The 19,091-nt window shown below is 59.5% G+C and carries 20 protein-coding genes; 12 read left to right on the top strand and 8 right to left on the bottom strand.

Annotated elements, in window-relative coordinates:
• The first annotated feature begins 75 nt into the window (after window positions 1–75).
• From CWS72_RS15430 to pufM, 9 genes are all read left to right on the top strand, one after another.
• On the top strand, window positions 76–945 hold the full coding sequence (locus tag CWS72_RS15430) for a polyprenyl synthetase family protein (RefSeq protein WP_101251569.1): 870 nt from the start codon (window positions 76–78) through the stop codon (window positions 943–945).
• 267 nt (window positions 946–1,212) lie between these two features.
• Window positions 1,213–2,169 carry a chlorophyll synthesis pathway protein BchC gene (gene bchC, locus CWS72_RS15425; RefSeq protein WP_241911745.1) on the top strand — a complete coding sequence of 319 codons (957 nt, stop codon included), beginning with the start codon at window positions 1,213–1,215 and terminating at the stop codon, window positions 2,167–2,169.
• Window positions 2,166–3,140 (top strand): chlorophyllide a reductase iron protein subunit X, encoded by a 975-nt coding sequence (locus CWS72_RS15420; protein WP_101251567.1) that lies wholly within the window; start codon window positions 2,166–2,168, stop codon window positions 3,138–3,140. Before bchC ends, CWS72_RS15420 begins: the two co-directional genes overlap by 4 nt.
• Window positions 3,127–4,482 (top strand): chlorophyllide a reductase subunit Y, encoded by a 1,356-nt coding sequence (bchY, locus tag CWS72_RS15415; protein ID WP_241911744.1) that lies wholly within the window; start codon window positions 3,127–3,129, stop codon window positions 4,480–4,482. Before CWS72_RS15420 ends, bchY begins: the two co-directional genes overlap by 14 nt.
• Complete coding sequence (gene bchZ / locus CWS72_RS15410) at window positions 4,476–5,924, top strand: chlorophyllide a reductase subunit Z (protein ID WP_101251513.1); 1,449 nt, start codon at window positions 4,476–4,478, stop codon at window positions 5,922–5,924. Before bchY ends, bchZ begins: the two co-directional genes overlap by 7 nt.
• 135 nt (window positions 5,925–6,059) lie before the next feature.
• The gene (gene pufB, locus CWS72_RS15405; RefSeq protein ID WP_101251512.1) at window positions 6,060–6,290 is read left to right on the top strand and encodes a light-harvesting antenna LH1, beta subunit; all 231 of its coding nucleotides are present in this window, start codon (window positions 6,060–6,062) and stop codon (window positions 6,288–6,290) included.
• A gap of 12 nt (window positions 6,291–6,302) precedes the next feature.
• On the top strand, window positions 6,303–6,488 hold the full coding sequence (pufA, locus tag CWS72_RS15400) for a light-harvesting antenna LH1, alpha subunit (RefSeq protein ID WP_101251511.1): 186 nt from the start codon (window positions 6,303–6,305) through the stop codon (window positions 6,486–6,488).
• A 125-nt stretch (window positions 6,489–6,613) separates the two neighbouring features.
• Entirely contained in the window at window positions 6,614–7,474 is an 861-nt protein-coding gene (gene pufL / locus CWS72_RS15395; RefSeq protein WP_101251510.1) for a photosynthetic reaction center subunit L, read from the top strand.
• A gap of 12 nt (window positions 7,475–7,486) precedes the next feature.
• Window positions 7,487–8,440 carry a photosynthetic reaction center subunit M gene (pufM, locus tag CWS72_RS15390; RefSeq protein ID WP_101251509.1) on the top strand — a complete coding sequence of 318 codons (954 nt, stop codon included), beginning with the start codon at window positions 7,487–7,489 and terminating at the stop codon, window positions 8,438–8,440.
• Window positions 8,441–8,559: 119 nt separating this feature from the next.
• On the opposite strand, the gene CWS72_RS15385 is transcribed toward pufM, so the two are convergent.
• From CWS72_RS15385 to CWS72_RS15355, 8 genes are all read right to left on the bottom strand, one after another.
• On the bottom strand, window positions 8,560–8,823 hold the full coding sequence (locus tag CWS72_RS15385; protein WP_101251508.1) for a hypothetical protein: 264 nt from the start codon (window positions 8,821–8,823) through the stop codon (window positions 8,560–8,562).
• 33 nt (window positions 8,824–8,856) lie between these two features.
• Window positions 8,857–9,363, bottom strand: a complete 507-nt coding sequence (locus tag CWS72_RS15380; protein ID WP_199175705.1) for a TspO/MBR family protein — start codon at window positions 9,361–9,363, stop codon at window positions 8,857–8,859.
• The gene (locus CWS72_RS15375; RefSeq protein ID WP_101251507.1) at window positions 9,360–10,562 is read right to left on the bottom strand and encodes a geranylgeranyl diphosphate reductase; all 1,203 of its coding nucleotides are present in this window, start codon (window positions 10,560–10,562) and stop codon (window positions 9,360–9,362) included. Before CWS72_RS15375 ends, CWS72_RS15380 begins: the two co-directional genes overlap by 4 nt.
• Window positions 10,559–10,741, bottom strand: a complete 183-nt coding sequence (locus CWS72_RS28815; RefSeq protein WP_420824070.1) for a hypothetical protein — start codon at window positions 10,739–10,741, stop codon at window positions 10,559–10,561. The genes CWS72_RS15375 and CWS72_RS28815 overlap by 4 nt, the downstream gene beginning before the upstream one ends.
• Complete coding sequence (locus CWS72_RS15370; protein WP_274540605.1) at window positions 10,683–11,912, bottom strand: BCD family MFS transporter; 1,230 nt, start codon at window positions 11,910–11,912, stop codon at window positions 10,683–10,685. The genes CWS72_RS28815 and CWS72_RS15370 overlap by 59 nt, the downstream gene beginning before the upstream one ends.
• Window positions 11,909–12,790 (bottom strand): chlorophyll synthase ChlG, encoded by an 882-nt coding sequence (gene chlG / locus CWS72_RS15365; protein ID WP_241911743.1) that lies wholly within the window; start codon window positions 12,788–12,790, stop codon window positions 11,909–11,911. The genes CWS72_RS15370 and chlG overlap by 4 nt, the downstream gene beginning before the upstream one ends.
• Window positions 12,791–12,931: 141 nt before the next feature.
• The gene (gene ppsR, locus CWS72_RS15360) at window positions 12,932–14,275 is read right to left on the bottom strand and encodes a transcriptional regulator PpsR (RefSeq protein ID WP_158240675.1); all 1,344 of its coding nucleotides are present in this window, start codon (window positions 14,273–14,275) and stop codon (window positions 12,932–12,934) included.
• A gap of 116 nt (window positions 14,276–14,391) precedes the next feature.
• On the bottom strand, window positions 14,392–15,273 hold the full coding sequence (locus CWS72_RS15355; RefSeq protein ID WP_101251504.1) for a cobalamin B12-binding domain-containing protein: 882 nt from the start codon (window positions 15,271–15,273) through the stop codon (window positions 14,392–14,394).
• A gap of 275 nt (window positions 15,274–15,548) precedes the next feature.
• Between CWS72_RS15355 and bchF the strand changes: the two genes are divergently transcribed.
• The 3 genes from bchF to bchB are packed head-to-tail and all read left to right on the top strand — an operon-like array spanning window position 15,549 to window position 19,089.
• Complete coding sequence (gene bchF, locus CWS72_RS15350) at window positions 15,549–16,262, top strand: 2-vinyl bacteriochlorophyllide hydratase (protein ID WP_420824069.1); 714 nt, start codon at window positions 15,549–15,551, stop codon at window positions 16,260–16,262.
• Entirely contained in the window at window positions 16,259–17,563 is a 1,305-nt protein-coding gene (locus CWS72_RS15345; RefSeq protein ID WP_101251502.1) for a ferredoxin:protochlorophyllide reductase (ATP-dependent) subunit N, read from the top strand. Before bchF ends, CWS72_RS15345 begins: the two co-directional genes overlap by 4 nt.
• A complete protein-coding gene (bchB, locus tag CWS72_RS15340) occupies window positions 17,560–19,089 on the top strand; it encodes a ferredoxin:protochlorophyllide reductase (ATP-dependent) subunit B (protein WP_101251501.1) in 1,530 nt (509 codons plus the stop codon). The genes CWS72_RS15345 and bchB overlap by 4 nt, the downstream gene beginning before the upstream one ends.
• Window positions 19,090–19,091 lie beyond the last annotated feature (2 nt).

Genomic DNA, 19,091 nt, shown 5'->3' with positions numbered 1-19,091 from the left:
GTGTTAGCATGTGTCAATTTAATTAGACAGTAATTTATGACATGTTATTTTTACAACTTGACCGGGAGGCGCATCTTGGAAGCAGGCGAGCGTATCGAGAACGCCCTCCAACGGGCTGTGCAACGGACCACCGATGAAACCGCTCCGCCGAAACTTGCGGCGGCCATCCATCATGCGGTGTTTCCTGGCGGCGCCAGGGTAAGACCGCGCCTGACTTTGGCCGTGGCCTCCGCCTGTGGCGAAGCCGACGGCGATCTCGTCGATGGTACGGCAACGGCTATCGAGCTCCTGCATTGCGCGTCATTGGTCCATGACGATCTTCCCTGCTTCGACGATGCCTCGATCAGGCGTGGCCAAGCATCGGTTCATGCGGCTTTCGGCACTCCCATAGCGTTGCTTGCCGGGGACGCGCTGATCGTTCTGGCATTTGACACTTTGGCCCGATCATCCGGCCGCTCGCCACATCTCCTGGCACCGTTGATCACCGCCATCGCCCAAGGTGCGGGCGCCCCGACCGGCATCGCCGCCGGCCAAGCCTGGGAAAGCGAACCCAACCCGCCGTCGGTACGCTATCGCCTCGCCAAGACCGGCGCCCTGTTCGTCGCCGCCACCATGTCGGGAGCACTGGCAAGTGGCGCCGATCCTACGGCCTGGCGGTCTTTGGGACTTCGCCTCGGGGAGGCCTATCAGGTCGCCGATGATCTTCTCGATGCGGTTTCAGCGGCCGCCGATTGTGACAAGCCGGTCGGTCGCGATGCGATCCTCGGCCGCCCCAATACGGTCGCGGAACTGGGCGTCAGCGGCGCGATGGCACATCTGGAAAAGCTGATAGATGCGGCGATGGACGCCATCCCCCCCTGCCAAGGGGAAAAGGAGCTGCGCGATCTCGTCCGCCTTCAGGCTCTTCGCCTGGCACCCAAGCACCCGGCACATCAAGCCGCCTGATGACGGACCCGCCCCGAAGTCAACCATGCGCTGGACAAGGGCTGGAGACCAAGGCACGAGAAACAAGGAGGCGGGAAAGATACGGAGAACCCCGAAAAACCCAACTGTAATTTTAAGTTGACATAAAATTATGTCATTTTATTCTGACAAAAGATGCGGTTTTTCGGAGATTTTCAAGGAACAAACAGGCTCCGAGGAGACTCCAAATTTAGGGGGCGCGATCAAACGATTGGCGTTTCAGGCCCAGAGCCCTCTGTGGAGAGCGAGATGACGGGAATCATGTCAGACAAGCACACCGTTGCAGTCGTGATGGACAACCCCGAGTGTTTATCGCTCCGCCGGCTGTCGCTGCACCCTCTTCAAGCCGCCGATGTCGTGGTCGAGGTGGAGTGGAGCGGCATCAGCAGTGGTACCGAACGCCTGCTTTGGTCCGGACGCATGCCGCAATTTCCCGGCATGGGCTACCCCTTGGTTCCCGGTTACGAATCCGTCGGCCGAATCGTCGAGGCCGGGGCGGCGGCCCGATCACGGATCGGCGACTATGTGTTCGTCCCCGGAGCCACCTGTTTCAAGGAGGCGCGCGGGTTGTTCGGCGGCGCGGCGCGACACTTGATCGTCCCCGGCGCCCGGGCGATTTCCATCGGTGACGGCATTCGGGAACAAGGGATCCTGATCGCACTCGCGGCAACCGCCCGCCATTGCATCAATGCTGAAAACGGCCCCGAACTGATCGTTGGACATGGGGTGCTGGGCCGCCTTCTCGCCAGGTCGACAACGGCGGCAGGGTTCCCGCCGCCGACGGTTTGGGAAACCAACCCTTGCCGCCGCAGCGGCGCCACCGGCTATCGCGTCCTGTCGCCTGACACGGATGTACGGACCGACTACCGGGTCATTGTCGATGTCAGCGGCGACGTCACCATCCTCGATTCCTTGATCGCCCGTCTTGGGCGGGGCGGCGAGATCGTTCTCGGCGGATTTTATGAAAAACCGCTGTCATTTTCCTACCCCCCCTCCTTCCTCAAGGAGGCTCGTCTCCGTGTGGCTGCCGAGTGGACGCCCGCCGATCTTGATCAAACGCTGGCGGCCATTAAGGACGGACGGCTTAGCCTCGACGGCCTGATCACGCATCGCATGGACGTTTCCCAAGCGGATCAAGCCTATCGCACCGCCTTCGCCGACCCGACCTGCCTGAAGATGATCCTTGATTGGAGAAAATGCGCATGACGATCGCGGTTCCCAGCCAGAGCCAAGCGCATGCGGACACTGCGCCCCATACGGCTGGCGTGGCGCAGCCCCCCCAGATCATCGCCATCTATGGCAAGGGTGGCAGCGGCAAAAGCTTCGCGCTGTCTAATCTCTCCTACATGCTGGCCCAACAAGGCAAACGCGTCCTGCTGATCGGCTGCGACCCCAAAAGCGATACCACAGCCCTCCTCTTCGGCGGCCGCTCCTGCCCAACGATCATCGAGACGTCGCACCGGAAAAAACAAGCCGGCGAAGAAATCCGCATCGAAGATGTGTGTTTCAAACGCGATGGCGTCTTCGCCATGGAATTGGGCGGTCCCGACGTCGGGCGCGGCTGCGGCGGCCGCGGAATCATCTACGGATTCGAATTGCTGGAAAAGCTGGGTTTCCACGAATGGGGCTTTGATTACGTCCTGCTGGATTTTTTGGGCGATGTGGTCTGCGGCGGCTTCGGCCTGCCCATCGCGCGCGACTTATGCCAGCAGGTGATCGTCGTCGGGTCGAACGATCTGCAATCAATTTATGTGGCGAACAACGTCTGCTCGGCGGTCGATTATTTTCGTCAGTTGGGTGGCAATGTCGGTGTGGCCGGCATGATCGTCAACAAGGACGACGGCACGGGCGAGGCGCAGGCCTTTGCCGCGGCAGTCGGGATTCCCGTGTTGGCGACCATCCCCGCCAACGAGGATATCCGCCGAAAATCGGCGAAATACCAGATTATCGGCAAGCCTGGCGGCCCATGGGCATTCCTGTTCGAGACATTGGCCGCGAACATTGCCACGGCGCGGCCAGCCAGACCGAAACCAATGACTCAGGAGGCCTTGCTGTCCCTGTTCTCGGACGACCGGGCCGATGGTCCCCACCGCCTCGAACCAGCCAGCCAGTCGGATATGCGGGGCAGCGCCACCGTGGTCAAACGCTCACTCGAAGTGGTCTATGATGAGGACTGATGCCGCCTATCCCAAATGTGCGCATGACCAGCCGCAAAGCATGTGCCCGGCCTTCGGAGCGCTCAGGGTCGGTCTGCGGATGCGCCGGACCGCAACCATCCTCACGGGCTCGGCTTGTTGCGTCTACGGCCTCACCTTCATTTCGCATTTCTATGGTGCGCGACGCTCGGTCGGATATGTGCCCTTCAATTCGGAATCCCTGGTGAAAGGCAGGTTGTTCGAAGACATTCGCGACGCGGTCCTGCGGCTCGCCGACCCGACCCGCCATGACGCGATCGTGGTGATCAATCTCTGCATCCCCACCGCCTCGGGCGTACCATTGCAACGATTGCCGCAAGAGGTGGCCGGGGTTCGAATCATCGGCATTGACGTGCCCGGTTTTGGTGTTCCGACCCATGCCGAGGCTAAGGACGTGCTGGCCGGAGCAATGTTGAAATATGCCCGCGCGGAAGCCGAACAAGGCGCCGTGGCGCCGCCTCGCGCGCGCAGCGGCAAGCCGACGGTAGCTTTGCTGGGGGAGATGTTTCCGGCGGATCCGGTTTCCATCGACGCCCTGTTGGACCCATTGGGGCTGGCGGCCGGCCCCATGGTCCCCACCCGTGACTGGCGAGAGTTGTATGGTGCGCTCGACTGCGCGATCGCGGCGGCGATCCATCCGTTCTACAGCAATTGCGTTCGTGAATTCGAAGAAGCCGGACGGCCGGTCATTCCGTCCGCCCCCGTTGGCCAAGCCGCCACGGCGGCCTGGCTCGACGCCATTGGCGCGGCCTGCGGCATTGCCCGGTCAAAGATCGATCGGGCCAAAAATGCCGCGCTGAGCAGTATTCGGGCGGCTCTGGCGGACAGCCCGATCAAGGGCAGGATCACCGTGTCCGGTTATGAGGGATCCGAACTCCTGGTTGCCCGGTTGCTGGTCGAAAGCGGAGCCGACGTTCCCTATGTCGGAACCGCCTGCCCGGAAACCCCCTGGTCGGCGCCTGACCGCGACTGGCTGGAAGCCCAAGGAGTACAGGTCTGCTACCGGGCATCGTTGGATCGCGACATCGCGGCGGTTGATACCTTCTCCCCCGATCTCGCCATCGGCACGCCCCCCCTCGTGCAACATGCCAAAAGCCGCTCGGTGCCCGCCCTTTATTTCACCAATCTGATTTCGGCGCGGCCGCTGATGGGACCTGCGGGAGCCGTCTCGCTGGCGCAGATCGTCCACGGCGCGATGACGAACAAGGCCAGATTCACACGCATGTCGGAATTTTTCACTGGGATCGGCACCGGACCTACGGCGGGAATCTGGCAGCAGGCCACACAGAGGCAACCGCCCCTCGGGGAGAGAAAGACATGCTGATTCTCGACCAAGATCGCGCCGGTGGCTATTGGGGGGCCGTCTACACCTTTACGGCGCTCAAAGGTCTGCAGGTGATCATCGACGGACCGGTCGGCTGTGAGGCATTGCCGGTCACCTCGGTGTTGCACTACACCGACACATTGCCGCCACGGGAACTTCCCATCGTCGTCACCGGTCTGGGGGAGAACGAGCTGGGGAAAACAGGCACCGAACGCGCGATGAAGCGCGCCCGGGAGGCCCTGGACCCAACCTTGCCGGCGGTGGTGGTTACCGGCTCGATCGCCGAAATGATCGGCGGAGGCTTAACGGAGGCGGGCCCGAAAATCCAACGATTCCTGCCTCGCACCATCGACGAGGACCAGTGGCAATGCACCGACCGCGCCCTGCTTTGGCTATGGTGCCATTTCGGACCTGACACAAATTGCAAACCAAGACAGCGCGAGGAAGGCGAGCGCCCACGGGTCAATATCATCGGTCCGACCTATGGCGTCTTCAACATGCCCTCCGATCTCGCCGAGATCATCCGTCTGGTCGAGGGCATCGGCTGCCAGATCAATATGGTCTTCCCGCTGGGCAGCCAGTTGGCGGACATCCATAAGCTGGCCGATGCCGAGGTCAATGTCTGCCTGTACCGTGAATTCGGCCACCAGCTTTGCGAAATGCTGGGCCGGCCCTATTTGCAGGCCCCCATCGGCCTTTATTCGACGACCGCCTTCCTGCACCGGTTGGCGGCGCTGACCGGTCTCGATCCCGAACCATTCATCGAACGTGAAAAACAAACGACCATCAAGCCTCTGTGGGATTTGTGGCGATCTGTCACCCAAGACTTTTTCGCCACCGCCAGTTTCGCCGTCGTCGCGACCGAAACCTACGCGAAGGGTATCCGTAAATTCCTCGAAGACGACATGGGCTTGCCCTGTACCTTCGCCTTTGGCCGCGCCGCCGGCGTGAAATCCGACAACGAGGCGATCCGCCAAGCCATCCAGGACAGGCCTCCGCTGGTTCTGTTCGGCAGCGTTAACGAGCGAATCTATCTCGCTGAATGCGGTGCGCGGACGATCTTTGTGCCGGCCTCGTTCCCCGGCACGATCATTCGCCGCCATACGGGTACGCCGGTCATGGGCTATTCGGGTGCGACCTACCTGATCCAGGAGGTCTGCAACGCCTTGTTCGATGCATTGTTCAACATCCTTCCGCTGGCCGGACAGCTCGACAAGATCGAAGCGACGCCAGCCCGTTTTCACGCGGCCCTTCCTTGGGACGCGGACGCGAAGACCGCCCTCGACGCCTTGATCGACGCGCAACCCGCCCTGGTGCGGATCTCGGCGGCGAAGCGCCTGCGCGATGCCACCGAACGCGCAGCATTGCAGGCGGGAGACAGGTTGGTGACCCGTGAGCATATCGACCAGGCAAAGGAGATTTTACGGGAGAACGTGGCATGAGCGCGTTCCCGCACGGGTCACGGAAGGCTTGGCCGGCATTGACGGCCGCACTGTCGGCAGACCGGAACGCGGTATGTCGGAAATGGCCGAGGCATATTGCCACGGCGAAGGTAAGCCCCTTCTTGGAGGTGACTAATGGTTAGCAGAGATGAGCGTAGCGGGACCCTCTCAGGTCTCACAGAAACCGAAGCCAAGGAATTCCACAGTATATTCGTTTTCAGCTTTGTGGTTTTCACTTTGGTTGCCGCCGTCGCACATTTACTGGTGTGGTTGTGGCGCCCATGGATTCCTGGCCCCAACGGTTATTCGGCAATCGAGTCTGGCGTCAACACCGCCCAACTCTTGATTTCCAGCTACTTCTCTTAGGAGACCAGTGACATGTGGAGACTCTGGACATTGTTCGACCCGCGCCGCGTCTTGGTGGCGTTGGCCGTATTCCTGTTCACCCTGGCATTACTGATTCACTTCATCTTGTTGAGCACGACCCGCTTCAACTGGATCGAAGGGGGAAAGGCCGTCAAGACCGGCGCCCTTACCACTATCAGCGACGTCATCTCGTCATAAGCCGGAAACCCGAAAGGGTTCCCAGCAACCCAGGGTAGGCGAGCCCTTCATCCGCGGACTCGTCTACCCACCCTACCAAGGGAAGGGCACATGGCTACATCGCCAGCTGGCCGAGGGGTAAAAAAATGGCACTGCTGAGTTTTGAAAAAAAATATCGAGTCCGCGGGGGGACGCTCCTCGGGGGCGATCTTTTCGATTACTGGATGGGACCGTTCTACGTCGGTTTCTTCGGCGTCACGACGGCGATGTTTTCCTCGCTCGGCATCGCGTTGATCTTTTACGGCGCGGCGCTGCAGGGCGTGTGGAACCCATTCCTGATCACCATCAATCCGCCTGGCGTCGAATATGGGCTCAGCCTGGCACCGCTCAAAGCCGGCGGGCTTTGGCAGGTCATCACGGTCTGCTCCCTGGGGGCCTTCATTTCATGGGCGCTCCGCGAGGTGGAAATATGCCGAAAACTCGGCATGGGCTATCATGTCCCTGTCGCTTTCGGCGTTGCGATCTTCGCCTATTTCGCGCTGGTCGTGATCCGTCCGGTCCTATTGGGGGCCTGGGCACATGCTTTTCCATACGGAATTTTCAGCCACTTGGACTGGGTTTCGACGACCGGCTATGAGTTCGGGAACTTCCATTACAATCCCGCGCACATGATCGCGATCACCTTCTTTTTCACCACCACCCTGGCCCTGGCGCTGCACGGATCGGTGATTTTGTCCGCATCCAATCCGGGCCATGGTGAGGAAATGAAGACCTCGTCGCACGAAGACACCTTCTTTCGCGATCTGATCGGATATTCCATCGGTCCACTCGGCATTCATCGGCTGGGTTTGTTCCTGGCCCTTTCCGCCGCATTTTTCAGCGTCGTTTGCATCGTCATCGCAGGCCCCTACTGGTCGCAAGGCTGGGATCAATGGTGGTTGCCCCTGTGGCAACTGGTCGATCCGGGCGGGGCCATACCGGCGCCCTACGCTGGCCCCGGAATGTGAGGAGTATGCACCATGGCCGGATATCAGAATATCTTCACGCAGATCCAGGTCATAGCCGACCCGGAGGATGGCGTTCCCCTTCGCTCGAGCTCTTACGGACGGTCCGGACAGCCCTTTCTATCTTACTGGCTGGGAAAGATCGGCAGCGCTCAAGTCGGCCCCGTCTATCTGGGCGGATTGGGTTTGACCTCCCTTTTCTTTGGTTTTATCGCCATCGAAATCATCGGTCTCAATATGTGGGCGTCTGTCGGTTGGGACCCGATCAAATTCATCGTTCATCTACCGTGGTTGTCCCTAAATCCGCCTTTGCCGAAATACGGATTGCAGATCATGCCTCCGCTTCAAGAGGGGGGCTGGTGGCTGATAACCGGCTTTTTCCTGACGGCGTCCTTACTGTTGTGGTGGCTTCGCACCTATCGGCGCGCCCGGCAGCTTGGCCTGGGCACCCATGTCGCCTGGGCGTTCGCATCGGCGATCTGGCTTTACCTGGTCCTGGGCTTCATCCGGCCCATCATGATCGGCAGTTGGAGCGAGGCGGTTCCCTTCGGCATCTTCCCACATCTCGACTGGACCAATAATTTTTCGCTCATGCACGGCAATCTTTTTTACAATCCGTTCCACTGCCTCTCGATTGCCTTCCTGTATGGCTCCGCCCTGTTGTTTGCCATGCATGGCGCGACGATCCTGGCGGTCACCCGCTACGGCGGCGACCGGGAACTTGACCAGATCTCCGATCGCGGTACCGCATCGGAACGCGCCGCCTTGTTCTGGCGCTGGACGATGGGCTTCAACGCCACCATGGAATCAATTCATCGTTGGGCGTGGTGGTTCGCCATCCTTACCCCACTCACCGGTGGCATCGGCATTCTGCTGACCGGAACGGTGGTGGATCAGTGGCGCGACTGGGCTGTATTGCACCATTACGCCTTCCCCGATCCTTATATCGCTCCCTCGCTCCCCAATTAGGAACGCGCTCTCATCGGCTCACTGAACAGGAAAGAACTCCCCCCCAAACTCAAACCGGCCTCCCTGCAATTGGGAGGCCGGCTTTTTTTTGACCGCCAGGTTTCATAAATCCCTCCCCGTCACGGGGGCCGGCGCCAAAGATCGGCCAGATGTGTTGGAAAGGACAGAGCCAGCCAGATGCCCACCCACATTGGCCCGGCACCGGACAAGGCCGCCTTGAGCGCCAGCAGCAGACACCCCCCCGGCAAAGCGGCGATGATCATGCTTATCAGGCGCTGTCCGGCGCCGCACCCGCCACGCCGAAGACCTACCACCAGAATTTCCACGAGAAGAACGGCCAGGATGCAATCAACCGCCTGACCAGACGCCAAAAATGCGCTCATCGTCGCTCCTTCGTCGGGACGCCGGTACCGCCGTCAGCCGAAAGGACCATTCAGCAGCACAACCTCATAGTTCAGCCGTGATGCGATACTCACCCACAGGAGATAAGGCAGCAGCAAAATGCCGGCGAAAAGCGATCGGCGATAGACGATGGCGACCATGACCAGCGTCGAAAGCCAAAGCGCGCCCCCCTCGATAAGCGCCAGATCCGGCCGCCGGACGTGAAAAAAAATAAGGCCCCACAACATGTTCAACAGGCCATTGATCAGGAAAAGCGTGAGAAGCCTCTGCCGGTAAGCCCATCGCCCGCGGGTCACTTCTGACGAACGCCCCCAGACCACCAAGCCGGATGCGGCGGTCAAGGTGGCAATCACGGCCCAAATCACCGGAAAGGCCGCCGCCGGCGGCTTCCATGACGGCGTTTTCAGGCTTTGATACCAAGAACCGACATCGGTAAAATTTCCACCGGCCATGGCAACAACAATCGCCGCCACCGCGGCAACCATTACCGAACCGCGGACGGACGGACGGTTCGGGATCATGTCTTCGCCATTCCGAGCAGATGGGCGATGTCGTGGAACAGGATACGCAAATGGACGCCCGGCCGGGACCTCGCCAGTTCCTTGTTCATATAGGACTCCCACGTCAGCCTCTGGACGTCGGGATTGGCGCACATCGCCACGAATCGCTCGCGGCGGGCATCGCTGCTGTACCAGACATACTGCAAGATCCCCAGAATTCCGAAGACCAAGCCATGCGCCTTCATAAATCGGCGCCGGGCTTGCGCCAAACAATAGGGATCTCCGGTCACGAGAAAGGCATGTACCGCCTCGGCGGCCAGCCGGCCGCCGCTCATCGCGTAATAGATGCCCTCACCCGAGGCGGGGGCGACAACCCCCGCAGCATCCCCTGCCAGAATGACATCCTTGCCATTATCCCACGTCTTCAACGGCCGGGCCGGAATGGGGGCCCCTTCCCTGCGTAAAGTCTCGCAGGATGTAAGACCGGCCGCGGCACGCAATGTCTGAACCGATTTGCGTAACGAAAAGCCTTTTCTCGCACTTCCAACGCCGACACTGACGATGTCGCCGTGCGGAAAGATCCAACCGTAAAAATCGGGCGATATGACCCCTTGATAGTAGATGTCACAGCGCGTTCCATCGAATAGGCCGTCACAAAGTTGCGGTGTGCGGATGATCTCGTGATAGGCGAAGACGGTTTTCGTGTGCCCTCTGCCAGGGATTTCCTGACGGGCGACCTGCGACATGGCGCCATCGGCACCGATCACCACTTTCGTTCTCAACCGGACCGCCCCCTCCTCTCCTCCGGCCGGAGACGCCCGATAGACCACCTGCGGGAGGCCATCGTCATCGCGATCGATACGCAGAAAAGCCCCCCGGAACAGCACGGCGCCGGAAGCCGCCGCCCGTCGCCGAAGCCAGGGATCGAACGACGCTCGATCGACCATTCCGACGAAACCGCCCTCGATAGGCATATCGATCATACGATGCGAGGGAGCGATGATTCGCGCCGATCGAACGCGAGCGACCAGGAGATCATCGGGGATATCGAAATCTTTGAGCAAGCGGGGAGGGACCGCCCCGCCACAAGGTTTGACCCGTCCGGCACGGTCGAGAAGAGCCACTTTTAACCCGGAACGTGCCAAATCGTTGGCAGCAGTGGCCCCAGCCGGCCCTCCCCCAACGACGACGACATCGAAAAGCGTATCGCCGATCGTCACGACACCCCTCCCTTTTCAAGCCCTCCCGCCGGAAGCCGCAGCGGCAAGGAACGCGACGTTTCTCCATCGGCACGGCCCAACCGCAGGACAAGCGCGGCCGCCAGAACAAAACAGGCGCTTTCACCCGCGAAAACAACGGCGAAAGCCATCGGCCCCGTTCCCACCCATTGGCGCATCAGGGACAGCGCCGTCGCTCCGGTGAAACCGCCAAGGCCAAAGGCGCTCGCCTGCGCGGCCCCCCCAGACGCCGACCCGGATTCCTTCGCGACATTGCCCTTCCCGTCCGGCGAAAGACATCATCAGGCCCAGCGCCGATACCGCGAAAGCCCCGTTGGCCAGACCCAACGCGAAAACCAATGGCATGAGCGGCCAAGCCAGGAATCCGGCAACGGCCAATCCCACCAGAGCAGCCGCCGAGGCAAGGCACCCCCAAAAGGTGCAACGCCTCATGAACAGCGTTCTATCACCACGGACGTACGTTCCCAGTCCACCCGCCAGAACCATCCCCACCAGGACACCGGCATGCTGGATGCCTGCCAATTGCGTCGATTTTCCCAGGGACATACCGAAAACCAAACCGGCGTAGGGCTCCAGAATCAACTCCTGGGCGCTATAAGCCAGCATCGAGATGAAAATGAAGATGGCGAATTCGCGAGCAAGACGTTCCCGCCACGTCTGACGAATGGTTTTGATAAAACCGGAAGGCGCTTCCATCGTCTTCAGGGATGTCTCGGTTTTCAGGGATGAACTTCCCGCCGTCATACCCCTCACCGCCAGCAAAACCACGATCAGAGCGATGGCGACAAGACAGGACGCGACAGCCACCAATCGCTGCGGTGAAAAAGGATCGAGCATCTGGCCGGCCACTCCCGCGGTCAGCACTATTCCTGCGATCATCATGATCCAGGCGATAGCCGCGGCAGCCGGTCTCCGAGCCGGCTCCACTCTGGTCGACAGCAAAGCCAGAAGCGACGTTCCGCTCGCAGCGACCCCGCCACCGATCATGGTATAAGCCACGATTCCAAGCCCCACACCGAGGACCGGCGCGTCCTTCATGGCAATGGTCGCGTCCACCGCGAGCAGAGCGCCGAGCGCCAGAATCCCCATCCCGAGAAGAATCCAACGGACCCGATTGTGCCCGCGATCGGAGCGATGCCCCCAACCCGGACGAGACAATTGCACGAAATAATGCCAAGCGATGAAAGCGGCCGGTAGACCGGCGGGCAACGCCATCTCGACGACCATGATCCTGTTCAGCGTCACCGTTGTCAGCACGGCAATTGCGCCAATGGCCGTCTGCACCAAGCCCATTCGCACGATACCCAACCATCCGAGCCAGCAACCGGTCATGGCTGTCCCGCGACGATTGCGCGCACGGCAAAGGCTGCGATCAGCATCCCCAGAACGTAAAGGGTCGTCCCGGTCGCATTATACCAAGGGGCGAATTTGCGGGGATTGCGAAGCAGACGAATCATCAGCAGGGATTGGGCGAAGACCAGAAGTCCGACGGCGACGGAAAATTGCCCCCCCCCCCAAAGCCAGAGTTCGACCACGACGATCATTTGGGGAATGGCCATCGTCGCACAGGCAAAGCGGGCCGCCCCATCGGCGCCAAACATCACCGGAAGCGACCGTATGCCCATCTGACGATCGCCATCCATCGCCTTAAAGTCGTTGAGCGTCATGATGCCGTGGGCGCCGATGCTATAAAACAGGGCCAGCAACAGACTATGCCAGTCCGGCAAGGAGCCGCTCAGCACCGCGGCGCCGGTGAACCAGGTGATGCCTTCGTAGGACAATGCAACGGTGGCGGCCCCCCACCATCCACTTTGCTTCAATCGAAAAGGCGGCGCGCTGTATATCCAGGACAGAACAAGACCAAGGGTTGCCGCCCAGAAAACCCAGAAACCGAGAAGAGAGGAGAACAGCAACGAAAAGACCGTCCAGCCTATGGCGATTCCCAGTCCCCAATATCCGGGAATCCGCCCCGACGGAATTGGCCGGCCAGGCTCGTTGATGGCATCGACATGACGATCGAACCAGTCATTGACGGCCTGACTGGTGGCACAAACCAGAGGGCCTGCGAGAAGGAGTCCCGCCGACAACACCAGGCAATGGGAAAGGAGCGGAACCCCCGACGAGACGGCGCCACACAGGAAAGCCCACATCGGGGCGAACCAGGTGATCGGCTTGAACAACTCCAGCACAGAGCTGAAAGCGGGGAACATCTGTAGCGCAGGAAAGACGTTCGATCGAGCCATGATCGTAAGATTAAGTTGACAGTATATTTATGTCAACTTTTTTAGACACTCGATCAGCTACAGAAAGCGCCGCTTATCGGGCCAATGCGCGAGGGAGAAAATCCGGCGTCAAATGTCCTGTGCCGCGCCGGTTTCGGCGCTGCCAAGGCCGAAGCGGCTAAGCTTGGAATAAAGGCTTTGACGGCTGAGTCCCAGCATTTCCGCCGCAGCGGCCCGGTTATTGCCGGTAAGTTCCAGCGCCGCCTTGATGCACATCCGCTCGATGACGTCCGTCGTCTCGGTGACGATCTCGCGAAGCGAACTTCGCCCCACCAGATGCGTCAATTCAGAGGCGGTCCGAGGCAACTGCTCGACATCGCTGGATGGCGGCGGCGCGACCCGCCGGGCCGGACGAATGACGAAACCATGGCAGGATTCAAGCCCGATCCGGACCGAGACCGCTGATAACTCGACCTCGCTCTGCTCGCCATAAACGGTCCGAACCACCGTTCCAAAATTCCGCACCGTCCCGTGGTCCCGCAAATTCCCGGCAAGCACGCGAAGATCCACACCGGGCCGCCCGAGGAATCGCCCGAGAGGTTGTCCCTTTGCGGCTTCCGCGCTAGCCAATTGCAGGAGTTCGAGGAAAGACAAATTCACATCGACGATGTTCAAAGCCTCATCGGCCACCACAAAGGCGTCGGGAACGCGGTTGAGAACCTGCAGCAGATGACGCTTCGATTCATCTTCGCTGGCCGGCGACATCTCCTTGGTGGCCGATAGACAGATCAACCCGTGAAGCTCACCGTCCTGTCGGAATAAGGACACCACCGCCCTAAAACCATCCCGGCCATCGGCAAGACGCACATCCAGAGGATCGGTCCGCGCTACGGCATTGTGATCGTTCAACAATGCCCTGACCCCGTCCCGCGTCTCGGGATGAAACAATTTGGCGTAGGATTGGCCGACAAGCGAGCGGCAATCCACACCGAGCATGCCGCCGAGGGCAGGATTGGCTTCGATGATTTTCTTGCTGGCGGGATCAACGATCAACAGCGCCTCGGAGGTAATCTGGAAAAGAACGCGGTAGCGCGATTCGGCCTGACGCAAACGGATATAATCGCGTTCCATCGCCTGCTGCGCTTGCAGAACACGCTGCTGTAAGGCATGGTCCGCGCGCAGATCGCGACCGATCGCGATGACCCGTCCATCGAGTCCGACACCAACCCCGAGACAGCACAGGGGGATGGATCCCGTTGGCGAGTTCTGATTGATCTCACGCCAGCGCGTTTCCCGTCCGCTCCGCGCGTCGAGAAGGATTTCCTCCACCTTGTGACGGCTATCGTTGGCGACCGTTTCCACCCATGGGCGGTCAATGATGCCGGCAAAACTTTCCTTTGGAAGATCGGGGCCGGAAACGGCGACTTCGCAGATAACGCCATCCCGATCCATCACGAACACAACGTCGCTCACGGCAGACATCAGCCGCGCCGCCGTAACCGCGTCCATACCCCCTATCGCGTCTCCCGTCAGATGATACTCCATTGGCGTGTCCACGCGTTTCCCCCCACCCAGTGACATCTCATCCTTTACACGGATTGCCCGATGGACCCAAGCTGGCGGGTATTATAAATCATATTTTCTGCGGCTTCCACAGCATTAACCCCGTCTACAACAACCGTGGCACCAACTACACGTGATGCGAATTCGGGATGAAGCGTGAAAAGTCCACCACCGACAATAATTTCCAAATCATGATTTCGAGAATTCTTTCGTAACTGAAAAATAATATCCCTCAAATGGCCAAAAAACTCTTCTCCGGTAATGGAAATACCAACAATGTCAAAACTATTTTCAGAAACGGCACGCAATATCGTCGAAGCAGAAGTGTCACGATTGCTTGACACATCCCAGCCTGCCTGCAAAAAAGCCCCCTCAACCATCAGCAGCCCGAAACTATGCTGTTCACCAGGAACCGGAGCAAGAAATACACGGCGAAGACCTTGCAATATGGGCCGAATTTCGGCATTTCTCCGCCACATTTCAAGTAACACCAAATGCAGACGAGAAAGTGATAATGTCACGTCGATAATTCTACACCGATCATCATGCCATAATTCACCGATTTTGCGGGCAACAGGGGCGAGTATATCGAGACATATCCTCTGAATACCGACACCATGATCGATCAATAATTGTAGTTGATCGATAATTTTATCAGCGGGCTCATCACTTAAAACCAACACCGCAAGCGCTTCGATGTCGACAATATTACTAACAGAACACCATTCCTCACCAAGATCCGGCACGCCTGGGGGAGAGATAGAGGAAAACAATAACTTTGGTAAAATTTCTTTTTCTATAATATTAGCAAGGACAAAATTAGACAACTTCGTAGCATGCCCCCCATCTATCTGGAGGTCATCAACGTCATTCAAACTATTTATACGCGCCCGACTCAGATCGACCATTAAGGCCCATTCCAATATCTTATGATGCAGGGGTATCCACAATCAAAAAAGGGCATTCGTGTATTGTTTACATAAACTGCACAATTTCGCAGCCCTCCTAAACGTCATAATACCCGCACAATCACGCCATAAAACCATATGGCGACGGTGCCGCAGCCCCAGGCATAGCTCAACCATATGTAAGTTTTTTTTGACGTTCAATAAGATTGACACACCTTAAAGACCGGCTTTAAGCTTTAAGCATCGTGAACACCTGCCACCCGGGGAGGAAAACGATGCGAAACGCTGCGATGAAATGGTCCGGCATTGGTTCTCACACAGAAATCGGGAACCCTGAAATTCTCGGAAGCGATTTTGTTCCGAGCTTCATCGCCACTTTGCCCGGCAAAATGGGCGCAAAACTCCCATTCTTAGACTCTTTGCTGGAACGTTTCTCCTGTTGTCCCTGGACTGCGACCGCAGGCTCGGTCATCCCCTCCTATACCCTTGAGCCGAGGATCCATCCCCCGATTTACACGGCAGACGAACGCCGGCGACGCGACATGACGCCGTGGACCACCGTGCAGGGCGTCCTCGCCCCCATACAATTCGCCGTCTTCCTGGTCAGCCTGGCCTTGGTCCTAAACTATCTCGCGACCGGCCATGGCTATGGCGTCGCGACCGCCTCAATCGTCGCAAAAACCGTAATCCTTTACCTCATCATGGTCACCGGATCGATTTGGGAAAAGAAAGTCTTCGACCGATATTTATTCGCGGCGCCGTTTTTCTTCGAAGACTGCGTCAGCATGCTGGTCCTCGCTTTGCACACGGCCTATCTGATTGCGTTGACGGCGGGCCTCGGTTCGCCCGAGGGGCGCATGCTGCTGGCACTCTCCGCCTATGCCACTTATGCAATAAACGCCGCTCAATTTCTGCTGAAACTGCGGGCTGCCAGACTGGAAGCCGCGGACGCGGTGGCGAAAAAATCCGTTGATGGCGGGGCGAAATGACGGTGGAACCCATCGCCCTTAGGAAAAAGGGGAGTTTCGATGTTCCCGTGCCCCCTCCCAATATTCTGAGGGAACGCGGCCAACAGCAAATGTTCTGCGGCTTGGCGGGAATTATCTGGCTGCACAGAAAAATGACCGATGCTTTTTTTCTGGTCATCGGCTCGCGTACCTGCGCTCATTTTTTGCAATCGGCGGCCGGTGTGATGATTTTCGCGGAACCTCGCTTCGCCACGGCCATCTTGGAAGAACGCGATCTGACCGGTCTCGCCGATCCCGAGGATGAAATCGAGGCCATCGTAGCCCGGATTATCGAAAGACGGCCCGATATCCGGCAATTATTCCTGGTGGGGTCCTGTCCGTCCGAGGTCATCAAGCTCGATCTGTCACGCAGTGCAAAACGGCTTTCCGCCAAATATTTTCCGCAGATCGTGGTTCGCCAGTATACGGCGAGCGGACTGGAGACGACCTTCACCCAGGGCGAAGACGCCTGCCTCGCGGCAATCGTTCCCGACCTGCCCGCCGAGAAGCCTCATGATGGTCGCTCCTTGCTGATCCTCGGCTCTCTGCCCGATATCGTCGAAGAACAGTTTCGTCGCCTGTTCGACGCCCTTGGGATCGGCCCGGTCACCTTACTTCCGCAATCCCGCTCCGCGGATCTGCCCCGAGTAGGTCCTCGGACGCATCTGCTTCTGGCTCAGCCCTTTCTGGCGGAGACCGCACGCTGCCTGGAACAAAGGGGCGCCAACCGCTTGCCGGCACCCTTCCCCTTCGGCGTCGAGGGGACGACGCTTTGGTTGAAGGCCGCGGCGGACGCATGGGGCATCGATGAGGACCGTTTCGAGCAGGTGATCGCTCCGGCACGAGACAGGGCCCGTCGGGCGCTGGCGCATCATCAGCGCCGCTTGCGGGACAAGCGCTTGTTCTTCTTCCCCGATTCGCAACTCGAAATTCCATTGGCGCGCTTCCTATCGCGTGAATTGGGGATGACGCTGTTGGAGGTCGGCACGCCCTATCTGCATTCCGGTCTGCTCGCCGCTGAACTTTCCCTGCTTCCGCCCACAACCCGGCTTTCCGAAGGTCAGGATGTGGAGCGACAACTCGAACGCTGCCGGGCTTCCCGGCCGGATCTGGTGGTCTGTGGATTGGGCTTGGCCAACCCGCTGGAAGCGGAAGGGCTTACCACCAAATGGTCCATCGAACTGACTTTTTCGCCCATCCATGGTTTTGAGCATGCCGGAGACCTGGCCGAACTGTTCAGCCGCCCACTGGCACGACGAGACCTGCTGAAGGTAGGCCCATGAAGCTCGCCATCTGGACCTATGAAGGACCTCCGCACATCGGCGCCATGCGCGTCGCCACGGCGATGAATGGCGTCCATTGCGTCCTGCACGCGCCACAGGGCGACAGTTATGCCGATCTGCTGTTCACGATGATCGAACGCAACCGGCAACGCCCACCGGTGACCTACAGCTCGTTTCAGGCCCGAAACCTGGGACAAGACGTCGCCGCGCTGTTCAAGACGACTCTCAGCCAAGCCTACGAGCGCTTCCAGCCGCAACTTTTGCTGGTGGGAGCCAGTTGCACGGCGGAACTGCTTCAGGATGATCCTGGCGGACTGGCGCGTGCCTTGAAGTTACCGATTCCCGTCATCGCCCTGGATCTGCCGGCCAGTTCAAAGAAGGAAAACTGGGGAGCCGCGGAAACCTTTTATCAGATCGTCCGACATCTCGCCGACATCGACGTCAGGCCCACGCCTCGGATTGGACGACGCCCCTGCTGCAATCTTCTGGGGCCCGCCGGTCTGGGCTTTCGTCATCGCGACGATGCCGCCGAAGTCACCAAACTACTGGCGATGATGGGGGTGGATGTCGCCCTCTGCGCGCCAATGGGAGCCAGCCCCGCCGACATCGCCCGAATCGGACGGGCCGATTTCAATGTCGTCTTATATCCCGAGATCGCCGATCCTGCCGCCAGATGGCTGGAACGCACCTTTCATCAACCCATTGTTCGCACCGTACCGCTTGGCCACGGAGCGACCAGAGACTTCATTACCGAGATCGCCCGGGTCGCCGACGTCGATCCGGCCCCAGCCCTGCTTGCCGATCCGTCCCGCATGCCCTGGTGGACGCAGTCCGTCGACAGCACCTATCTCACCGGCAAAAGAGTGTTCATTTTCGGCGATGCCACCCACGCCATCGCCGCGGCCCGCGTCGCCCACGATGAACTGGGCTTCCAGATCGCCGGCCTGGGAACCTACAACCGCGAATTCGCCCGTGAGGTGCATGCCGCCGCCAACCTTTATGGCATCGAGGCGCTGATCACCGACGACCATCTGGACGTCGAGGCCAGGATCGCCCAACTGCAGCCGGAACTGGTTCTCGGCACCCAAATGGAACGCCATATCGCCAAAAGGCTGGGAATTGCCGCGGCGGTTATTTCCGCACCGGTGCATGTCGAGGATTTTCCGGCGCGCTACTCGCCGCAAATGGGATTCGAAGGCGCCAACGTTCTGTTCGACAGTTGGGTCCATCCCTTGATGAAGGGACTCGAGGACCATCTTTTGACCATGTTCCGCGACGACTTCGAATTCAATGATGCCTCCGGTCCGTCGCATCTGTCCCAACATCGGCCCGTAGCGGGCGGCCCGCGGCCATCCTCCGATGTTCGACCGGTATGGGCCGCCGAGGCGGAGCGGGAACTCGGCAAAATTCCTTTTTTCGTGCGAGGCAAGGCGCGCCGCAACACAGAGCAATTCGCCATCGACCGTGGGGTCGCAATCATCACCCTGGGGACGCTCTATGACGCAAAATCCCATCTTGCCGGCTGAAG

It is taken from the genome of Telmatospirillum siberiense (genome assembly GCF_002845745.1).
GTDB lineage: Bacteria > Pseudomonadota > Alphaproteobacteria > Rhodospirillales > Magnetospirillaceae > Telmatospirillum > Telmatospirillum siberiense.
Note: the sequence above shows the minus strand (reverse complement) of the source record. Positions and strands in the feature narration are given on the sequence as shown.

Coding starts and splice junctions, on each gene's coding strand:
- pufA (WP_101251511.1), top strand. CDS start 6,303: ATGTGGAGACTCTGGACATTGTTCGACCCGCGCCGCGTCTTGGTGGCG.
- CWS72_RS15345 (WP_101251502.1), top strand. CDS start 16,259: ATGACGGTGGAACCCATCGCCCTTAGGAAAAAGGGGAGTTTCGATGTT.
- CWS72_RS15420 (WP_101251567.1), top strand. CDS start 2,166: ATGACGATCGCGGTTCCCAGCCAGAGCCAAGCGCATGCGGACACTGCG.
- bchY (WP_241911744.1), top strand. CDS start 3,127: ATGATGAGGACTGATGCCGCCTATCCCAAATGTGCGCATGACCAGCCG.
- CWS72_RS15370 (WP_274540605.1), bottom strand. CDS start 11,912: ATGACCGGTTGCTGGCTCGGATGGTTGGGTATCGTGCGAATGGGCTTG.
- CWS72_RS15385 (WP_101251508.1), bottom strand. CDS start 8,823: ATGAGCGCATTTTTGGCGTCTGGTCAGGCGGTTGATTGCATCCTGGCC.
- CWS72_RS15380 (WP_199175705.1), bottom strand. CDS start 9,363: ATGATCCCGAACCGTCCGTCCGTCCGCGGTTCGGTAATGGTTGCCGCG.
- chlG (WP_241911743.1), bottom strand. CDS start 12,790: ATGTTCCCCGCTTTCAGCTCTGTGCTGGAGTTGTTCAAGCCGATCACC.
- bchB (WP_101251501.1), top strand. CDS start 17,560: ATGAAGCTCGCCATCTGGACCTATGAAGGACCTCCGCACATCGGCGCC.
- bchZ (WP_101251513.1), top strand. CDS start 4,476: ATGCTGATTCTCGACCAAGATCGCGCCGGTGGCTATTGGGGGGCCGTC.
- bchF (WP_420824069.1), top strand. CDS start 15,549: ATGCGAAACGCTGCGATGAAATGGTCCGGCATTGGTTCTCACACAGAA.
- pufM (WP_101251509.1), top strand. CDS start 7,487: ATGGCCGGATATCAGAATATCTTCACGCAGATCCAGGTCATAGCCGAC.
- CWS72_RS15355 (WP_101251504.1), bottom strand. CDS start 15,273: ATGGTCGATCTGAGTCGGGCGCGTATAAATAGTTTGAATGACGTTGAT.
- pufL (WP_101251510.1), top strand. CDS start 6,614: ATGGCACTGCTGAGTTTTGAAAAAAAATATCGAGTCCGCGGGGGGACG.
- pufB (WP_101251512.1), top strand. CDS start 6,060: ATGGTTAGCAGAGATGAGCGTAGCGGGACCCTCTCAGGTCTCACAGAA.
- bchC (WP_241911745.1), top strand. CDS start 1,213: ATGACGGGAATCATGTCAGACAAGCACACCGTTGCAGTCGTGATGGAC.